We start from the raw sequence: 18,264 nt of genomic DNA on the forward strand, positions 1-18,264 counted from the left end.
GAGCTCCGCCTTCGCCAGGAGGACGGGATCATCCGCCTCCTTCGGGCGGAGGTGCGCCTTGCCCAGCTCCTTGAGGTACTCGCGCGCTCGCAGGGCGATCTCCGGATCCAGCGTGGCGCGTGCCAGCTCCTCCACCGCGCCGGGAACGTTCTGCCGGCTCCGGGCATACAGCGACTCCAGCCGCACCTCGGGATCCGAGTGCCGCGAGGCGAGCTCCAGCAGCGCGACCGACTCGGGGCCGGGGATCAGCGCGAGCGCATAGCAGGCGGCGAGGGCCGGGCCATCGTCGTTCTCGTTCTCGCTCTCGATGTAGCGGCGCAGGCGCTCCAGCCGAGTGGCTACGGGGTGAGGCCAGAGCTTCCGGGCGGCGACCAGCCGGTTGGCCAGGTTGAGCACCTCGAGCGCACGTTCATCCTCGACGTCCAGCAGGGGCGCCAGCGCGGGGAAGAGCACGTCCACGTGCGGGGACTGCACGGGGACCTCCTCGAGGATGACCGCGACGTCCATGCGCCTTGGCCCATCGGGAGCCGCCACGCGTTGGGCGACGAAGGACAAGCCTTCCTGCGAGCCGATGCGCGCCAACACCTGGAGCGCCAGGGTTCGCTCCTGCTCCGGCAGCTTCGGCCACGCGGCGATGATGACGGGCGAGGCCTCGGCCCGGAAGAACTCCATGGCTTCATGGCTGGCGGGCCGCTGGATGAGCCGCAGGAGGACACTGTACGGACTGTCCCGCGTGGGGCTGGGGGCTTCGCGTGAGAGCGCCTGGAGCACGGCGCGGGCCTGTTCAGCGGTGGTGACGTGTTCGCGCTGCAGACGCTCCCGAGCCAGGCGGGAGGATTCGGGATCGCTGCTGAAGAGCGAATCGAGGAGGTGGCGCATCGGGGGCAACACTACCTTTGCTCAGCCCCACCGTCCTCAAGGAGAGGCAGCCCGTCTCCAGTGCGGGACAGATGCAGCGGGTGGCGGACGCCCTCTCCCTCGAGCCCTACTGCCCCGCGCGGCCCGAGGGGGCCCCGGCCGCCGAGGCCCTGTCGCGAACCTCCACCACCTTGAGCTGGCCGATCAGCGAGGTGATCTCCGCGTTGCCCTCCTGGCCCACGCCAAAGTGCGTGGCATCCGCGACGTTCTGGTTGAACGTGGGGTCCATCTGCGTCCACTCGCCCACGTAGGCCTCGACCCACTCGTGCCAGTAGAGCGCGGGCACCCCGTCGCTGTTCACCATGTAGATCACGCCATCCACGCGCCGCGCGGGGATCCCCGCCGCGCGCATCAGCGCCACCGTCAACAGCGAGTGCTCCGTGCAGTCGCCCTTCCGCTGCCGCAGCACGTCCGAGGCCCGGTCCGCGCTCGCCCCGTAGTCCTTCTCCAGGTTCGTCGCCACCCAGGCGATGATCTTCTTGGCCACCGTGTACGCGTCCTTGTCCGAGCCCGCCAGCTTCTTGGCCAGCTTGCGGATGTCCGCGTTGTCGCTCTCGACGATGATGTTCGCCTTGAGGTTCTCCCCGCCGTCCGGATCCGCCACCGGCAGGGCCTTGAGGCTGGTCAGCTTGGGGAAGTCCGCCACCAGCGTCACCTCCACCCGCCCGTCCGGCAGCTTCACGTACTTTTGCCGGTAGGTGCTCTGCTGGAACTTCTCCGGCAGGCCCGTCATCACCATCACCGTCCGGCCCGGCACCGAGCGCGCCTCCACCGGCAGCTGCCGCGGCAGGACGATCCGCGTGAGCCCGAACACCTCCACCACGTCCATCCGCTTGGCCACCGCCTCGGACTCGGCGCGCGCCTGCATCGTCTGCCCGAAGTCCACCTCCACCATCTCGCCCTTGTCGGTGAGGTAGGCCACCACCGGCACCTTCTCCTTCTCGGAGATCGTCAGCGCCTTGCCCATCCGCACCTTCACCCCGCCCACCATGCGCTCCTCGGGCTGGTCCACGGTGGTGGTCACCTTGTAGCTCTCCAGGTCCGTGCCGTCCGTGATGGTGCCTGCCACCGGCGCCTTCCGGTACAGCGCCACCCGCGCCTGGTCCGCGTCCTCCACCACCTCGACGCTCGCGGGCAGGGTGCGCACCTCATCGGGCAGGCCGGGGCGCTTGCGCACCACGCGCAGGCCGCTGGGCGAGTTGGTGGCCTCCAGCCGCTGCTCGCCTCCATCGCCTTGCTGCTGCACCACGAAGGCCAGCAGCCGGCCGCCCGGCTTCGCCTCGTAGGTGCGCTCCTCGCGGTACAGGCGCTCGGAGAGCTTGGTGCCCACCGTGGCCTTGAAGACCATCTCGTTGATGCTGCGCACCTGGTCCTTGTGCCCGGGCACCAGCGAGAGGTCCGTGAAGAAGTACCCCACCTTCTTGTCCATCAGGTACAGCCCCAGCCACTCGCCGCCCTGCGGGCGCGGCGTCTTCAGCACGTCCGAGACGTCCGCCGCCTTGGCGGCGCCGCGGGCAGTGGGAGCAGGGGCCTGGGCCAGCGCCGGCATCGCGCACAGCAGCGCGAGGGACAGGCCCAGCAGGGGAGCAGTGGGGCGTGTGCGAGTCATCTCCCCCTCTTAACGGATGGGGTGGGGTTTTGTTCGCGGATTACAGGCGCTTGGCGAGGATGATGAGGTCATCCCCCACCTTGTAGAAGTCCCGGAACCGGGCCTCCTCGGTGTACTTCATGGAGGCGTAGAAGCCGCGGGTGGGGCCGTAGGCCTCCGTGGCGCTCGTCTCCACGCGGATGACGCGGGCGTTGCGCCGCCGCAGGTCGCCCTCCATGCCCGCAATCAGCGAGGCGCCCACGCCCTGCCCACGCACCGTCGGGTCCGAGGCGATCCAGTACAAGTCGAACGTCCCCTCCGTCATCGGCGTGGGGCCGTAGCAGATGTAGCCCACCAGGGCGTTGCCCCGGTCCGCCACGAGGATGGTGTAGTCGGGGTTATTCGGCGTGAGCGCGAGATCCACCAGCTCGATGGCGCACTGGATTTCTTCCTGCGAGAACGTTTCGATTCTGCGGATGAGCGCCGCGAGCGGCTCCCGGTCCTTTTTTTCGATGGGACGGATTTCCATAAGCTCTCTCGAGGGCGATCTCCACGAGGCGGGCCGCCAGGGCGGGGTAATCCATGCCGGCTGCCGCGGCGGCCTTGGCGTACCCTGCGCTCGGGTGGAGATCGCAGTTGGGGTTGATGTCGATGACGTAAGGTACGCCCTCGGGTGAAACACGCAGGTCTACGCGCCCATAGTCCAGGCAGTCCAGCGCCGTGAACGCATCCATCGCCGTGCGCACCAGCCGTGCTTCTAACGCGGCGTCCTCCAGCGTGCACAGCACTGAAGGGCTGTCCTGGCACTCGGCCGACTCCGTCTCCCACTTCGCCTTGTAGGAGACAATGTTCGGCCGGTTCTCGAAGGCCTTCCCGAAGCGGATCTCCGTGAGCGGCAAGGCGCGACGCGGCGCGTTACCCAACAGCGGGACGTAGATCTCCCGGCCGGAGATGAACTGCTCCACCAGCGCGGGCTGCTGGAAGGTGCGCAGCACCTCCTCGGTGGCGCGGACCAGGCCCTCCGGGCCATGAACCACGGAGTCGAAGTCCACCCCGACGCTGGCATCCTCGCGGGCCGGCTTGACGATGAGCGGATAGGGGAGCGCCACCGAGCGGATGTCCTCCACGCGCTCCACCACGGCGAAGGGCGGGGTGGAGATGCCTCGGGCGCGCAGCAGCTCCTTGGCCTTGGGCTTGTGCAGCGCCAGGCCCAGCGAGAGGGCGGACGAGCCCGTATACGGCAGCCCGAGCATGTCCAGCAGGCAGGGGATCACCATCTCGCCCCGGCTGTCGGCGGCCAGGGACTCGCAGAGGTTGATGACCAGGTCCGGCTGCATCCGCCGCAGCAGCTCCACGAACTCGAAGTGGTCGCCCTCGACGGCGAGCGGCTCGGCGTGAGTGTCGCCTCGGGTGAGGGCCTCGGAGAGCGCGGAGGCCACGCGCATCACATCCTCGCGAGCCTCCCTTCCTGGATCTTCTTCGAGGAGATCGTGGTCGCGGTTGTGCAGGATGACGATGTGCATTCGGTGGTGAAGAAGGGTTAGCACGTCCCCAAAGCCGATCCCAGCCCAACGCGAAGGCTTGACCGGCTGGCCGTCCGGTGTTTCTGGGAGTGCTGCTCGGCAGGGGTATCCAGGAGTATGGAAAGGGAACCATGCGGATTCGCGACCCCATCCACGGCACCATCGCGGTAAGCGACCCTGAGAAAGCTATCATCGACAGCCGGCACTACCAGCGGCTGCGGCATGTACGACAGTTGGGGTTCGGGGACCTGGCCTTCCCGGGGGCCACCCATACGCGGCATGCCCACTCCCTGGGAGCCATGCACGTGGCCTCGCGGCTGTTCGGGGCGGTGGCCGCTGGCTCGGAGTTGCCGGAGGACGTGCAAACCCGGTTCTGCACCGCGGTCCGGCTGGCGGTGCTGTGCCACGACCTGGGCCACATGCCCCTGTCCCACGCCTCCGAGCGCATCGCCCCTCCCCGAGCCTCCCTGAAGCTGCCCGCCTGGCTGGACGCCACCGCGGAGGGCGTCCAGGCCACCCACGAGGACTTCACGGCGAAGATTCTGTTGGACAGCTCGCTCACGCCGCTCATCGAGCAACACTTCGGCCCGCTGGGCGTGCGCGCGGACGCGGTGGTGGGGCTGATTACCGGCGCGAAGCCGCCGACGGACCCGGGCTTCACGTACCGGGGCGTGGACTGGTCGCCGCTCTTGCGCGCGCTCGTGTCGGGCGAGCTGGACGCGGACCGGATGGACTACCTGCTGCGCGACTCCTTCTATACGGGCGTCAACTATGGCCGGTACGACTTCGAATGGATCATCTCGAACCTGAACCCGGCGGTGAAGGAGGGGCGGGCCTATCTGGCGCTGAGCCGGGCGGCGGCGTTCGCCTTCGAGGACTTCCTGCTCAGCCGCTACCACATGTTCGTCTCGGTCTATTACCACCACACCTCGGTGAACTTCGATCACATGCTGCGGCGCTACTACGAGGAGTCGCCCGGCGAGTTCGAGATCCCCTCGGACCCGGAGGACTTCCTGCTCTGCGATGACGCGGCGCTCTGGTACACGCTGCGGCGCTCGAAGAACCAGTGGGCGGAGCGCATCTCCACGCGGCGGGGCTTCAAGCTCCTGGCCCAGTTCACCGAGCGGGACACGGGGTATGACTTGGACGTGCTGCGCAGCGCGCTGGTGGCCGCGCAGCTGGAGCACTACGTGGTCGAGTCCCAGGGAGTGCTCTCGAAGTACTTCGACGAGGGGGCGGGCCCCAGCCTCTTCATCATCGACGTGTCCACGGGCCGGCTCACGGAGGTGGCGCGCTACACTCCGCTCTACCAGCGCTACAGCGGCTCGGTGCGGCTGACGCGGGTGTATGTGAGACCGGATCAGATCGAAGCGGCGAGGGTGCTGATGGGACGGCTGCTGGGACAGGCGGAACAGTCATGAGCGAGGCCCTTCCAGGCATGCCGCCCCCGCCTCCCCCCGCGGCGCCTCGGCCGGCGGCGGTGGTGGTGCTGTACCGGCGAGTGGGCGCGGGAGTGGAGGTGTTCTGGGTGAAGCGGGAGAAGGCGCTGCGGTTCGCGGGCGGCTTCTATGCGTTTCCAGGCGGGAAGGTCGACAAGGCGGATGCGCAGGTGCCGGTGCGAGGCGCCGCCGGACAGCAGGCCGCCGTCCTCGCTGCCGCCGCGCGAGAGCTCTTCGAGGAGACGGGGGTGCTGGTGGCGGAGGGCGCCGAGCGGCTGGGCCCCGAGCGGTTGAGGGAGCTGCGCCGGGCACTGCTGGCGGACGAGCGCAAGTGGAGCGAGCTGCTGACGGAGGCGGGCCTGGCGCTGCGAGCAGAGGACTTTCACCCCGCGGGCCGGTGGATCACCCCCCCGTTCATGCCGGTGCGCTTCGACACGTGGTTCTTCCTGGTGGAGGCCCCACCCCACGCGGTGGCGGAGCTGTGGCCGGGCGAGCTGACGGAGGCGACGTGGGTGAAGCCCCCGGAGGCGCTTGAGCGCTGGAGGCAGGGCACGGCGCTGCTGCACTCTCCGGGGCTGTACGTGCTCCAGGTGATGGAGCGGTTCGATACGCCGGAGGCGGTGCTCGCGCGGCTGGAGGCCCCTCCGCACTGCCCGGATCACGTCGCCACGCTGGTGGAGTTCCAGCAGGGCGTGCGGATCATCCCCATGGCGACGCCGACGCTGCCACCCGCCACGCACACCAACGGGTACGTGCTGGGCAATGGCGAGCTGCTCCTGGTGGATCCCGGCGCCGAGGATGCTCGCGAGTTCGAAAAGCTGAAGGAGCTGCTGGCCATCCTCGAGGGAGCGGGCATGCGTCCGGTGGCCGCGGTGCTCACCCACCACCACTGGGATCACATCGGCGGGGCAAGGCGGGTGAAGGAGCAACTGGGGATTCCGCTCTGGTGCCACGCGCGCACGGCCGATCGGCTCAACGTGCCGGCGGACCGGCTGTTGGAGGAGGGGGAGGTGCTGGAGCTTGCGGGCACTCCACCCCAGCGCTGGCGCGTGCTGCACACGCCGGGGCACGCGCGGGGACACATCTGCCTCGTGGACGAGCGCACCCGCGCCGCGGTGGCCGGGGACATGGTGGCCGGTGTGGGCACCATCGTCATCGATCCGCCCGAGGGGAACATGCGCGACTACCTGACGCAGCTGGCGCGGCTGCGCGACTGGCCCGTCACCACGCTGTACCCGGCGCACGGGGGCGCGATCCCGGACGGTCCGGGCAAGCTCCAGGAGTACATCGATCATCGCGCCGCCCGAGAGGCGCGGATCCTGGACGCCTTGCCCCGGACAGGGGCGACGCTGGCGCAGGTGGTGGAGCGGGCCTACTCGGACACGCCTCCCTTCCTGCACCCGGTGGCCGAGCGCAGCGCCCTGGCTACCCTGGAGAAGCTGACAGAGGAAGGGCGCGTCCGGGTCGATCAGGGGAGCTACTTCCCCCGCTGAGCGCTCCGGCAGGGGCGATCAGTGCTTCCGGTCGCCGCGATCGCCCTCGCCCTTCTTGGACTCGTGCTTGGCGTGGCGCTTGCGATCCTGCGAGAGCGAGCGGCCCACGTCGTCGACTTCCTTGAAACGTCCCTGGTCATCCCGGCGCACGTACCGCTTGTCACCCGGGGTCGGCTCGATGAGTTCACGCTTGCTGGACATGGTCGTCTCCTTGGGTTGAGTGTTGGAATGAAGGGGCCGCGTGTTAGCGCTTGCCCGTCTTGCGCTTGGCGGTGCCCCGCTTCGAGGTGCTCCGCTTGGCCGCGGCTCGCTTGGCGGCCACGCTGCGCTGGACGGACTTGCGCTGACGGGTCGCCGCAGCCTTCTTCGCCGCACGCGAGCGCTGGGCCGGAGTGCGTGAGGCCTGGCTGCGCTGGCCTCCACGGCGGGACGCCTGATGCGTCTCCGGCTGCCCGTACCCCGAGCCGCCAGGCTTCTCGCCACCATGGGACTCGGCGTTCACCGTGGCCCAGGCGCGCCGCTTCGCCTCCCCTTCACCGGCTCCGTGCTCGACATAGCTCTCGGCGATGTGCTCGGCGCGGCGCTTCTGCTTGTCCGTGTACTTGCTCTTGTCTCCACGTGGCATGTCGCTCTCCTTGGAGGCAAGGTCTGCATTGGTGGGCCCCCTGTGCAACCGCATCCGGTCCCGGCATCATTTTCTAAGAAAGCGGCTTTAATTGTTTTTTCGTGTTTTACTGTTTCAGGAGAGGGCCCGAGGGGATAATGGGCGTGTTGGGGGCGTCCATGTCTGTCAGCACCAGGATCCTGTTGTTCGCGGTGGTGTCCATCGGAGTCACCTGTGTGCTGGCTGGGGGCTACTTGTTCAGCTCGCGGACGGGCAGGCGGATCCGGGAGCGCGTGGTGGCCTCTCAGGAGCAGCTCGACATCCTGGGCCGGATGGATGACGACGTCTGGCTCTACTTGAACGCCCTGAGCCGGGCGCGGCAGAGCGGACAAGACACCGCCCTGGTCCTGAGGGAACAGCATGCGAGGGTGACCGCGCAGCAGGCGGAGATCGAGGCCAGCCTGGTTCGAGAGGGGGATGAGGGAGACGAGGGGGATGGAGCCGGTCCGCGGGAAGGGGAGCGAGAGCATCTCCAACAGGTCGTCCAGGAGCTGCTCCGCTGGCTCGAGCTCATCGAGCAGCGCGTGCGCTCGGAGCCGGCGCGGGCCCCGCTCCCGCCCGCCCTGGAGTGGGAGTTCTACCAGGACTATGAGCGCGGGGTCGGCGAGCACATCAGCGCTCTCCAGGCCCAGGAGCAGGAGGAGCTGACCGGGTTGCGCAGCCGGTGGGATGCGAACCTGCAGCGCGCCGGGAGCGTCGTGGTGGCCGCCACCCTGATCGCCATCGCCCTCACGGTGGTGCTGGCGCTCTCCACCCTGCTGCCGCTGCGAGGCTCGCTGCGCAAGCTGCGGGCCGCCGCGGAGCGTGTGGGCCGCGGGGACTTCGAGGTGGCGCTGCCGGACATGGGGCAGGACGAGCTGGGCCTGCTGGCGCGCGGCATGAATCGCATGGCGGGGGAGCTGCGCGGCACCCTCCAGGAGAAGCAGCGGCTGATGAAGGCCGAGGCCGAGGCCTCCGAGCGCGAGGCCCGCCGCTACAGCGCCATGCTGGAGGAGACGGTGCGCTCGCGCACCTCCGAGCTGGAGGCCACCAACGCCCGCCTGGAGGAGAGCCTGCGGCAGCTGCGGCACACCCAGGAGCAGCTGCTCTTCGCGGATCGGCTCGCCACGGTGGGCCGGCTCGCGGCGGGGGTGGGCCATGAGATCAACAACCCGCTCTCGTACATCCTCAGCAACCTGCGCTTCATCCAGCGAGAGCTGCTCCGGGAGGAGGCCGCCGCCTTGCCAGAGCGCGAGGAGCTGCAGCAAGCGGCCACCGACGCCAAGGAAGGCGCCGAGCGCGTGAAGCTGATCGTCCAGGAGCTCAAGCTGCTGTCCCGGCCGGACGACGTGGCGCTGGGCTCGGTGGAGCTCGGGGAGGTGGTCCGAGGCGTGACGAAGATCGCCGCGCAGGAGCTGCGCAACCGGGCGCGGCTGGTGGAGGACTTCCGGGAGGTGCCAGCGGTCTGGGGCAACGGCCCGCGGTTGGGCCAGGTGGTGCTCAACCTGCTCATCAACGCCGCGCACGCCATTGATCCGGGGCGGGAGGAGCAGAACGAGGTGCGGGTGGTGACACGGGAGCGCGGCGCCGGGAGCGTCATCCTGGAGGTGAGCGACACCGGGTGCGGCATTCCGCCGGAGAACCTGGAGCGCATCTTCGAGCCGTTCTTCACGACGAAGCCCATTGGCATGGGCACTGGGCTGGGGCTGTCGGTGTGCCGCAACATCATCAGCTCGATGGGGGGCACCATCCAGGTGGAGAGCGAGGTGGGGCGTGGCACCACCTTCCGCATCACCCTGCCCACGGTGGAGGCCAGAAACGGCGTAGGGAGCCAGAAGCCAGTGTCCTGAGCGGCCCGAGCCAGGCCGATACTCGGGGCGTGACGGCCTGAAGGCCATCTGGCCGATGCGGCGCGGCGCGAGTTGCGGCAAAAGGGGGGCATGAACCTTCTTGCTTCGTCCCCGCTCCCGAAGTCTCGATTTCTCTCACTCCTCTCGTGCGCGCTGGTCCTGGCGGCGTGCCAGGGGCCGCAGCAGGCCCTACGGGAGCCTGGAGCGAGTACGAAGTCATTCTCAGCCCTGGCCGGCCGGGAGGTGGCCCACGAGGAGTCCTCCTTCGAGGGCGAGGGAGGGCTCAAGCTCTTCTCGCAGTCCTGGCGGCCGGTGGGCGAGGAGCCAAAGGCAGCGCTCATCGTGGTGCACGGGTTGAGGGACCACAGCAGCCGCTACGGCGAGCTGGCCGAGCACCTGGTGGGGCAGGGCTTCGCGGTGTACGCGTTCGACTTGAGGGGCCACGGGCGCTCGGAGGGCGTTCGGGTCTACATCGACTCGTTCGAGGAGTACCTCTCGGATCTGGGCATCTTTCTAGCGCAGGTGCGTAAGCAGGAGCCGGGCCGGCCGGTGTTCCTGCTGGGGCACAGCATGGGCGGGGCGATCGTGACGCTCTTCACGATCGAGAAGAAGCCGGACATCCAAGGGATGGTGCTGAGCGCGCCGGCGCTGAAGCCAGGAGCGGACGTGTCGAAGGCGCTGATTGCCACGACGAAGGTGGTGGGAGGCATCCTGCCGAACCTGAAGGTGCTGGAGCTGGACCCGAAGCAGTTCTCGCGAGACCCGGCGGTGGTGAAGGAGAACGAGACGGATCCGCTGATCTACCAGCAGGGAGGCCCGGCGAGGACGGCGTCCCGGCTGCTCTCGGCGCTCAACACGATCTCCGAGCGGATGGAGGAGGCGTCGACGCCAGTGCTGGTGATGCACGGCACGGCGGACACGGTGACAGACCCGGAGGGAAGCAAGGCGCTGGTGCAGCGAGCGAGCTCCAAGGACAAGACGCTGAAGCTGTATGACGGGCTGTACCACGACCTGCTGCACGAGCCGGAGAAGGCGCAGGTGACGGCGGACGTGGTGCAGTGGCTGGTGCAGCACGCGAACGCGGCGCACTGAGGAGTAAGTCGGGAGGTGCCCCACTGCCATGCCTCAGGGGGCACCGGAGTTCATGACAGAGCCAGCCCTTCTCGCGCCTGGACAAGATCAGCATGAGGCTGAAAGGCGCCGCCAAGAGAGACCAAGCTCTCGGGGAGCAGGGCTTGGCTCGGGGATTCTTGCCATTCATGGGAGGAGCATAACCCCCTACGGTCGTGGCAGGCATCTCCAGCCGGTGAACCTGTCCCGGCTGGAGCACATACCGGGAAGTGGCGCCCGAGTGCCGCACCACTGCACCTCCACGTTCACCGTGGCACCTGGGGCGAGCGTCCCCAGGCCGAAGTGCAGACGCTGGTCTCCCTGCGCCCCAAGCCCCGTCACGGCCTGCTTAGCCGAGTGGAAGACCAGAGGTGAGGACGATGACCCCGGACATGACCCCGCTGCCCGGAGCCAGCCCTTACAGGCCGACGCGGACCATGAACTCGATCTCGCGCTCGGGGCTGGAGAGATCCTCGGTCTCCCGGCACACGGCGGTGACGGTGTAGAAGCGGGTCTTCGCCTGGTGGGTGTCGCCGTTGGAGATGTCCTGCACCTCGCGGTTGGGATCCTTCATCGTGCTGGACACGTCTCGGGCGCTGACCTCGGCCAGCTTGTTGAAGTGCCCCGTCCTCAGCTTGGTGCCGCGCAGATCCTCGTCGATGACGATCTTCGAGGGCCCTTCGAAGTCCAGCATGTTGAGCTTCGAGAGGAACAGGTTGCGAGCCGCCTGGACGCACGAGGACATGGTGTCCTCCTGGGTCTGGATCTCCGAGGCGGCGCGCTCGGTGCCCGTGAAGGAGATGGCGCCCGCCACCAGCAGGGTGACGAGCACCACGACGATCATGGCCATGACGAGCGCCATGCCGCGAGGGTGGGGATTCAAGGAGTGCATGGGACGCATGGGGTTTCAGCCTCCACCGGGGTTGATGGGAGCAAACTGCCGGTTGAGCAGCAGGTTCTTGGGAGCAAGGGACTCGCGCAGGATGGCGCGCAGGTAGTGGCCGCCCGAGGGCGTGAAGTCCGCCGCGACAGGGCCCAGGTTCAGGTTCTCCAGGTGGCGCCAGGGGACAGTGCCGTTGGCCAGCGGCGCTCCATCGGGATACGGAGTGTTGTCGGGCCGCAGCAGCAGGTTGTCTCCCGGCGCTTGCGGATCCGGCTGCGAGCTGCGCGACACGAGCGTCAGCCGCACCTGGCGGATGTTGGCGGGGTGGTCCAGCAGCCGCTTGTAGGGCATGTCCTGCGGGTCCACCGCGTTGAGGCCCACGTTGAAGAACCAGCCATGGGGCAGGTTGATCAGGTCGCGCTCCTCCCACTTCTCGCCGTAGTGCTCGGGGGTCATGGGCTCGTTGACGCCCAGGATGATGGGCGTCTGGTCCGTGTCCTTGTTGTTGGTGTCGAGGATGTAGGCCACCTGCAGCTGCTCGATGCCCTCGGCCACGGGCACCGCGTCGTTGAGGTCGATGGTGCCGTCACCCTGGGCATCCGTGGCGCTGGGCATGTCCAGCCCCTGGTGCATCATCAGGTAGGGCTTGCGCTCGGGCGTGCTGGGGTTGCCATCTTCGTCATACATGCCCACGAAGAAGGCGGCGCGGTGGACGAGCAGCACGTGCGGCGGCTGCCTGCTGAAGCAGGCGTGCGTGAAGCCCGGATCGCTCTGCTCGTGGAACAGCCGGCCAGGGCCGAGGATGGGCGAGTTGGGCGCGCTCGTCTTGTCCGTCTGATCCAAGGGAATCTCCGTGGTGCCCGCGGGGACGTACTGCCCCACGGTGACGAACACGTGCGGCGGGTTCTCGTCCACGGTGATGTCCGGGAAGTTGGGATCGCGATCACAGAGCACGAGGAGGATCTGTCCCTTGCGCAGCGGCTCGCGCAGCGGCTCGGACGGCTGCAGGGTGATCTTCGCGGAGGAGACAGCGCTGGCCCTGCGGCGGAAGAGCGCATCCCGCCAGTGCACCACGAGCGCATCCGGGTAGCCGGGCTCCTGCTTGCCGGTGACGGCGTTGAACGAGTCGTAGGCGAGGATGGCCCTGTCCGGGTTGACGCCGTAGCCGGCCACGCGCAGGTGGCGCCCCATGAAGCCGAGCGCCTGGCGTGCGTTGGCCTGCACGCCGCGGCGGCCCTCATGGGCCTGATACTGCTGGGCCTGGGAGATGAACGTGAGGCTGATGCCCGTCAGCACCACGGCGCCCACGGCGGCGCCGACCAGCAACTCCAGCAGCGTGAAACCTCGAGAGCGAAGGGACTTGCGCATGGCTCACAGCTCCAGGGCGGTCTGCGGGTCTCCGGTCAGCGCCGCGACGTTGTATTTGACGGCCCAGGTGTTGATCTGGCGCAGGCCTCCGCCCGGAGCGGGGAAGCGCACCATGATGAGGACGCGGATCTGATCCACCTGGTTGTAGCGGTTGGGGTTGGGCACGCGCAGCGCGCGCCAGGCCACCTGGTAGAAGCTGCCCTGGCCCTCGGAGGTGTAGATGGCGTCCGCGGCCCCGAGCAGTGGACGCGCCGCCGTCTGGGCCACCGCGTCGTGCAGCGTCACCAGCCCATCCAGGTTCGCCATGTTGGCGAACTCGGGATCGTTCTGCGTCAACGAGGTGGGCACGTTGAGCGAGGGATGATCGAAGGGCAGCCGCTCGAAGGCGTCGGCGAGATCCCTCCCGAGCTTGCTGGCGGTGGTCTGCGAGTTGGCCAGGTTGTTCTGCTGGCTGGCCAGCACGTTCATCTGCATGACGCCGAGGATGCCGACGGAGAAGACGACGAGCGCGGCCATGGCCTCGATGAGGGTGGAGCCGCGAGGAGACAGGTGCGAGGAGCTCATGGAAAGGCAACCTCCTAGAAGACGACGGTGGCGCCCGCGGGCGCGGAGACGGTGAGCAGCTTCGGAGCGAAGCCCTGCTCGGCCTGGGTATCGGGAGCGAAGGCGATGACGGCACCGGAGGGCGCATCGCCCGTCATCACCTGCAGCGTGCCGTCCGGGTTGAAGCGCAGCACGCCATAGGAATGCCCCGCTTTGTCGACGCAGAAGTTGCAGCCCGCCAGGAGCTCCTGCGTGGGCTGGTTCGGGGCGGTGGGAGTGGTCAGCGGCGTGGCGACGGCGATGGCGTTGAAGGGCGCGGGCAGCGGCTTGTGGATGAGCGAGGAGTCCAGGTCCAGGAAGGCCAGTCCGCTGCTGCTCACGCCGGCCCCGGTTCCCAGCACCAGCTCGTCTCGAATGGGCGCGTTGACCGTCACCACGGTGCCGTCGGGCTGCGTGCGAGTGAAGGCCAGCGCCACCGCGGGCCCCTGCGTCAGATCCAGCGCGTTCCAGTTGGGCGTGGGCGTGTCCTCCGAGCGCTCCAGCACCTGGACGCGCACGCGGCGATCCGCCGTCTGATCAATGACGACGTAGTGGGGCGAGCCGCGGCTGATGGCGCGCAACTGTGCGCTGTTGATCAACGCCGTGACGTCGAACACGGCGTTGTTCATCCGTGCCTTGCCCATCCCGTAGACCATGTAGGTCACGGCCAGCGCCGCCAGGATGATGAGGATGACCACGGTGGTCATCACCTCGAGCAGCGTGAAACCACGAGGGTGCCGCGAGTGCGCGAACATGCGAGGGCCTCCTGCGATGCCTCGCCTGTCGCAAAGCGCGGGCCTGACCGAGCGCCACGCAACTCAGCGGAACCACGCGTGTGGGCGTCGCGCGCCTGCCCGCTCCTCAACAGGCGCGCTTCGCAAACTTTGCACACCGCAAAGAGTGTAGGGCGCGAGCCGCGGACCGGGCGGTGCTCGGATGAAGGAGACTCGCGCGGCTCTCGCTACCCCTCGGAGGCGGCGGCTGCCATCCGGGCGTTACGGCTGCGGCGGATGAAGACGAACGTCAGCGGAATGAGCGCCAGCAGCACCTGCGGCACCAGGGAGATCGCATCCGGGAAGATGCCGAGCACCTCCACGCTGAAGAAGGGGATGGGCGCCAGCGGCAGCACGGCCACCTCCTGGAGCGAGTGCAGCCCCTTGCCCAGCAGGATGACGGCGGTGGCGACGAGCAGCACGGTGGACGCGTTGAAGAGCGTCTTCATGGGCAGCCGGTAGCCCACGCGGTTCACGAAGAGCACCAGCCCCATGAGCGCCACGGCGCCCGCCAGCGAGCCCCAGGCCACTCCCGAGGCCGAGTCCACCGCCAGGCCCTGGAGGAACACCGCCGTCTCCACGCTCTCGCGCAGCACCGCGGTGAAGGCGATGACGAACAGGCCCAGCGTGCTGCCGCGGCCGAGCGCGCCCTGCATCTTCTGGCGCAGCTCGCCCATGAAGCGGCTCATGTTGGCGCGCGCATTGAGCCACAGCGCCGCGTACACCAGCATGCCCACGGCGATGAGCGCGGTGACGCCCTCGACCATCTCGCGGTTGGAGCCGGCCAGCACGTGCCGGCCGAAGACGTAGGCCAGCGCGCCCACCACGAGCGCGGACATCCACGCCGCGTGCACCACGCGCACGTGGTGCATGGCCTCCATCTTGCGCATGGCCGCCAGCAGCGCCGCGACGATGACCGTGGCCTCGAAGCCCTCGCGCAGCAGGATGAGGAAGGTGAGCCAGAGCACGGAGAACAGGTCCCCCGTCGTCCCGCTGCCGCGCCGGGCCTGATCCAGCAGCGTGAGCAGCTCGCGCCCCTCGTCCTGCAGGTGCGGGCTGCCCCGCTCGGCGGCGATCCGGGACTGCATGAAGGCGTGCTCCAGCTTCTCCACCAGGTGCGGATCCCGGGAGCGCAGCTTCACCTCCACCGGCTCCACGCCGTTGAGGTACGCCTCCAGCAGCGCGGTGCGCGCACCCACCGCGTCACCCGCGGCGCCCTTGCGCAGCGCCTCCTCCACGTGGTTGCGCGCCACCAGCAGCGAGCGCTCCTCGTCCGCGTCCGGCAGCTTGCGGCGCAGGCACGCGAGGCTCTTCTCTCCGTGCTCGGCCGCGAGCTCCGGATCCGTGGCGGTGGCCAGCCGCTCCAGGGACACGCTCGGCGGAGCGCCCTCGCACGGCGGCTGGCGGAGCGTGAAGATGAAGAAGGCGAGCGACCAGCGCTGCTCCTCGGAGAGCGTGGGGAAGCCGGGCATCGGCGTGCCCGGGACACCGAAGCTGATGATGTTGAAGGCCTTGTACGGCATCAGCCCGGACATGAGCTCCGGGTCCTGGAAGTTGGCGGGCTTGGGATCCATCGTCTTGGCGATGGGCACCTGGCCTCGGCCATCCAGGCCGTGGCAGGCGGCACAGGCCACCTGGAAGAGCTTCTCACCCTGGGGCAGGCTCGGCGGCTGGCGCGGGCTGCGAGACAGGCCACCGGCGAGCACCAGATCCTCCACCAGCGCCGCACAGTCCCGGCTGACGCCGTCTGGATCCTCGCCCTTGTCCACCCGAGCCTTCACCTCCTCGAGTCGCGGGAGGAAGCCCAGCGCGGCCGGGCCCAGCTCGTGAGCGGTGGCCATGGCCTCGGAGATGAAGCTGCGCTGCTCGGCCAGCTCGGACTCGGACTTGGACTCGACGGCGTTGGGGTAATCGGCTTGGAGGTACTGGAGGATGCCCACGAGCTGATGCCACGTGCGCCCGTTGGACGATGCGCCCTCGTCGGCAGCCCCGGCGGACAGGGGCACTGCGAGCAGGAGCAGCGGCAGCAGGAGCAGAGCACGGGAGCGTTTCACGCCTCCCGTTCTACCAGTTCGAGGGCGACATCTCAATTTTGATAATCAAAGTCAAAATTGGCTCCAACCCTCCAGCATGGCGCTTCTCGGGGGACCGAAGGCGTTCCCTGGAGGACAGGCGGGTAAGGGTAGGTGAGTGTGTCAGGGACGGGGCGAGGAGCTTGCCCGCTCGTAGGTGAGGAAGGCGTAGGGCAGGGCGTCCGGGGTGTCGGCGGGGTGGTGCTCTTCCTCGATCAGCTTCCACGTGGAGAGGTCCACCTCGGGGAAGCGGGTGTCTCCGGGCACGTCGCGCTCGATGCGGGTGAGGTAGAGCCGGTCCAGCCGGTCCAGCGTCTGCGCGTAGAGCTCCGCTCCTCCGGTGATGAAGACCTCGTCATCGCCCCGGGCCAGCGCGAGCGCCTCGTCCACCGAGTGCGTCACCTTCACGCCCTCGGGCGCGTAGCCGCGCTGGCGCGTGATGACGATCATGGTTCGGCCAGGCAGCGGGCGGCCGATGGACTCGTACGTCTTGCGGCCCATGACGAGCGTGTGCCCCATCGTGAGCTGCTTGAAGCGCTTGAGGTCCGCGGGCAGGCGCCACGGGAGCTGGTTGTTGACGCCGATGACCCGGTTCGAGGCCATGGCGACGATGGCCGACAGCCTCATACGGCCACGGGCGCCTTGATGGCGGGGTGGGGCTCGTAGCCCTCGAGCGTGAAGTCCTCGTACTTGAACGAGAACAGGTCCTTCACCGCCGGGTTGAGCTTCATGCGCGGCAGCGGGCGCGGCTCGCGCGAGAGCTGAGTCTGCGCCTGCTCCACGTGGTTCAGGTAGAGGTGCGCGTCTCCGAGGGTGTGGATGAACTCGTGCGCGGTGAGCCCTGTGACTTGCGCCACCATCATCGTGAGCAGCGAGTACGAGGCGATGTTGAAGGGCAGCCCGAGGAAGATGTCCGCGCTGCGCTGGTAGAGCTGGCAGGACAGGCGCCCGTCGGCCACGTAGAACTGGAAGAGCACGTGGCAGGGCGGCAGCTTCATGGCGGGCAGGTCCGCCACGTTCCACGCGCTGACGAGGTGGCGCCGCGAGTCCGGGTTCTTGCGCAGGCCGTCGATCAGCACGCGCATCTGATCAATGTGCTCGCCGTTGGGCGCGGACCACGAGCGCCACTGGTGCCCATAGACGGGCCCGAGGTTGCCCTGGGCATCGGCCCACTCGTCCCAGATGGTGACGCCCTGCGCCTGGAGCGAGCGCACGCTGGTGTCTCCCCGCAGCATCCACAGCAGCTCGTGGATGATGGACTTCAGGTGGAGCTTCTTGGTGGTGACCAGCGGGAAGCCCTGGGTGAGATCGAACCGGAGCTGATGGCCGAAGAGGCTCAGCGTCCCGGTGCCGGTCCGGTCGCTTTTCTTCGTCCCGTGCTTCAGAACGTGGTCGAGCAGCGCAAGGTAGGGTTTCATGGGGCCATGAAGATCTACACGAAGACAGGTGATGCCGGGGAAACGGCGTTGTTCGGCGGCGGACGCGTTCCGAAAGACGACGATCGGGTGGACGCGTACGGCGAGGTGGATGAGCTGAACGCGACACTCGGGCTGGCGCGCAGCCTGTCCGTGCCTCCGGATCTGGGGACGCTGCTCCAGCGGATCCAGGAGCAGCTCTTCACGGTGGGAGCCGTGCTGGCGACACCCCAGGGCACCAAGGCGTCGGCGCAGATCCCCACGCTGAAGGCCGAGTGGGTACAGGACATGGAGAAGGCCATCGACGGCTTCGAGACGGAGCTGCCGAAGATGACGCACTTCATCCTGCCCGGGGGCAGCCAGGCGTCCAGCGCGCTGCACCTGGCGCGGACGGTGTGCCGGCGGGCCGAGCGGCGCGTCGTCCCGTTGATCCGCTATGGGAAGGTCTCGGCGGACGTGGGCGTTTACCTCAACCGGCTCTCGGATCTGCTTTTCGTCATGGCGCGGGTGGCCAACCACCGGACCGGACTGCCAGATGTGAAGTGGATACCGGAGAAGCCGTAGAAGGCCTTCCCCGGGGACGGGGGAGCGGTAGAAGAGAAGCGCC

18 protein-coding genes are annotated in these 18,264 nt (G+C 68.5%); 5 read left to right on the forward strand and 13 right to left on the reverse strand.

The genetic code is table 11. The features are described 5' to 3' along the window. The 4 genes from ACJ8AT_RS25370 to ACJ8AT_RS25385 all read right to left on the reverse strand — a co-directional run. Positions 1-879: hypothetical protein (locus ACJ8AT_RS25370; protein WP_407740432.1), on the reverse strand; the 879-nt coding region annotated here is incomplete at its 3' end. A gap of 106 nt (positions 880-985) precedes the next feature. Then, positions 986-2,527, reverse strand: coding sequence for a transglutaminase-like domain-containing protein (locus ACJ8AT_RS25375; RefSeq protein ID WP_407740433.1), 1,542 nt, complete (start codon positions 2,525-2,527; stop codon positions 986-988). Positions 2,528-2,567: 40 nt separating this feature from the next. Further along, entirely contained in the window at positions 2,568-2,930 is a 363-nt protein-coding gene (locus ACJ8AT_RS25380; RefSeq protein ID WP_407740434.1) for a GNAT family N-acetyltransferase, read from the reverse strand. After that, entirely contained in the window at positions 2,905-4,029 is a 1,125-nt protein-coding gene (locus ACJ8AT_RS25385) for a D-alanine--D-alanine ligase (RefSeq protein ID WP_407740435.1), read from the reverse strand. Before ACJ8AT_RS25385 ends, ACJ8AT_RS25380 begins: the two co-directional genes overlap by 26 nt. Positions 4,030-4,160: 131 nt before the next feature. Between ACJ8AT_RS25385 and ACJ8AT_RS25390 the strand changes: the two genes are divergently transcribed. Further along, positions 4,161-5,450 (forward strand): HD domain-containing protein, encoded by a 1,290-nt coding sequence (locus tag ACJ8AT_RS25390; protein ID WP_407740436.1) that lies wholly within the window; start codon positions 4,161-4,163, stop codon positions 5,448-5,450. After that, the gene (locus ACJ8AT_RS25395) at positions 5,447-6,961 is read left to right on the forward strand and encodes an MBL fold metallo-hydrolase (RefSeq protein ID WP_407740437.1); all 1,515 of its coding nucleotides are present in this window, start codon (positions 5,447-5,449) and stop codon (positions 6,959-6,961) included. Before ACJ8AT_RS25390 ends, ACJ8AT_RS25395 begins: the two co-directional genes overlap by 4 nt. A gap of 18 nt (positions 6,962-6,979) precedes the next feature. Here ACJ8AT_RS25395 and ACJ8AT_RS25400 read toward each other — a convergent pair whose 3' ends face one another. Further along, entirely contained in the window at positions 6,980-7,162 is a 183-nt protein-coding gene (locus ACJ8AT_RS25400) for a hypothetical protein (protein WP_407740438.1), read from the reverse strand. A 43-nt stretch (positions 7,163-7,205) separates the two neighbouring features. Further along, a complete protein-coding gene (locus ACJ8AT_RS25405) occupies positions 7,206-7,586 on the reverse strand; it encodes a plasmid stabilization protein (protein ID WP_407740439.1) in 381 nt (126 codons plus the stop codon). Between the two features lie 158 nt (positions 7,587-7,744). Between ACJ8AT_RS25405 and ACJ8AT_RS25410 the strand changes: the two genes are divergently transcribed. After that, complete coding sequence (locus tag ACJ8AT_RS25410; RefSeq protein WP_407740440.1) at positions 7,745-9,454, forward strand: sensor histidine kinase; 1,710 nt, start codon at positions 7,745-7,747, stop codon at positions 9,452-9,454. Positions 9,455-9,544: 90 nt separating this feature from the next. Next, the gene (locus tag ACJ8AT_RS25415; RefSeq protein WP_407740441.1) at positions 9,545-10,546 is read left to right on the forward strand and encodes a lysophospholipase; all 1,002 of its coding nucleotides are present in this window, start codon (positions 9,545-9,547) and stop codon (positions 10,544-10,546) included. A 436-nt stretch (positions 10,547-10,982) separates the two neighbouring features. Here ACJ8AT_RS25415 and ACJ8AT_RS25420 read toward each other — a convergent pair whose 3' ends face one another. The 7 genes from ACJ8AT_RS25420 to ACJ8AT_RS25450 all read right to left on the reverse strand — a co-directional run bounded on the left by ACJ8AT_RS25420 (position 10,983) and on the right by ACJ8AT_RS25450 (position 17,660). Next, positions 10,983-11,465, reverse strand: coding sequence for a hypothetical protein (locus ACJ8AT_RS25420; protein ID WP_407740442.1), 483 nt, complete (start codon positions 11,463-11,465; stop codon positions 10,983-10,985). Between the two features lie 6 nt (positions 11,466-11,471). Continuing rightward, positions 11,472-12,815, reverse strand: coding sequence for a prepilin-type N-terminal cleavage/methylation domain-containing protein (locus tag ACJ8AT_RS25425; protein ID WP_407740443.1), 1,344 nt, complete (start codon positions 12,813-12,815; stop codon positions 11,472-11,474). 3 nt (positions 12,816-12,818) lie between these two features. Next, positions 12,819-13,379: a prepilin-type N-terminal cleavage/methylation domain-containing protein gene (locus tag ACJ8AT_RS25430; RefSeq protein ID WP_407740444.1), complete on the reverse strand. Its 561-nt coding sequence runs from the start codon at positions 13,377-13,379 to the stop codon at positions 12,819-12,821. A gap of 14 nt (positions 13,380-13,393) precedes the next feature. Further along, the gene (locus ACJ8AT_RS25435; protein ID WP_407740445.1) at positions 13,394-14,152 is read right to left on the reverse strand and encodes a Tfp pilus assembly protein FimT/FimU; all 759 of its coding nucleotides are present in this window, start codon (positions 14,150-14,152) and stop codon (positions 13,394-13,396) included. A gap of 206 nt (positions 14,153-14,358) precedes the next feature. Further along, the gene (locus ACJ8AT_RS25440) at positions 14,359-16,224 is read right to left on the reverse strand and encodes a cytochrome c/FTR1 family iron permease (protein ID WP_407740446.1); all 1,866 of its coding nucleotides are present in this window, start codon (positions 16,222-16,224) and stop codon (positions 14,359-14,361) included. A 141-nt stretch (positions 16,225-16,365) separates the two neighbouring features. Next, the gene (locus ACJ8AT_RS25445; protein WP_407740447.1) at positions 16,366-16,869 is read right to left on the reverse strand and encodes a dihydrofolate reductase; all 504 of its coding nucleotides are present in this window, start codon (positions 16,867-16,869) and stop codon (positions 16,366-16,368) included. Beyond that, positions 16,866-17,660 (reverse strand): thymidylate synthase, encoded by a 795-nt coding sequence (locus tag ACJ8AT_RS25450; RefSeq protein ID WP_407740448.1) that lies wholly within the window; start codon positions 17,658-17,660, stop codon positions 16,866-16,868. The genes ACJ8AT_RS25445 and ACJ8AT_RS25450 overlap by 4 nt, the downstream gene beginning before the upstream one ends. Positions 17,661-17,666: 6 nt before the next feature. On the opposite strand from ACJ8AT_RS25450, the gene ACJ8AT_RS25455 reads away from it, so the two are divergent. Continuing rightward, a complete protein-coding gene (locus ACJ8AT_RS25455; RefSeq protein ID WP_407740449.1) occupies positions 17,667-18,221 on the forward strand; it encodes a cob(I)yrinic acid a,c-diamide adenosyltransferase in 555 nt (184 codons plus the stop codon). Positions 18,222-18,264: the final 43 nt, after the last annotated feature.

It is taken from the genome of Hyalangium sp., from assembly GCF_045802625.1.
In the GTDB taxonomy this organism is placed as follows: domain Bacteria; phylum Myxococcota; class Myxococcia; order Myxococcales; family Myxococcaceae; genus Hyalangium.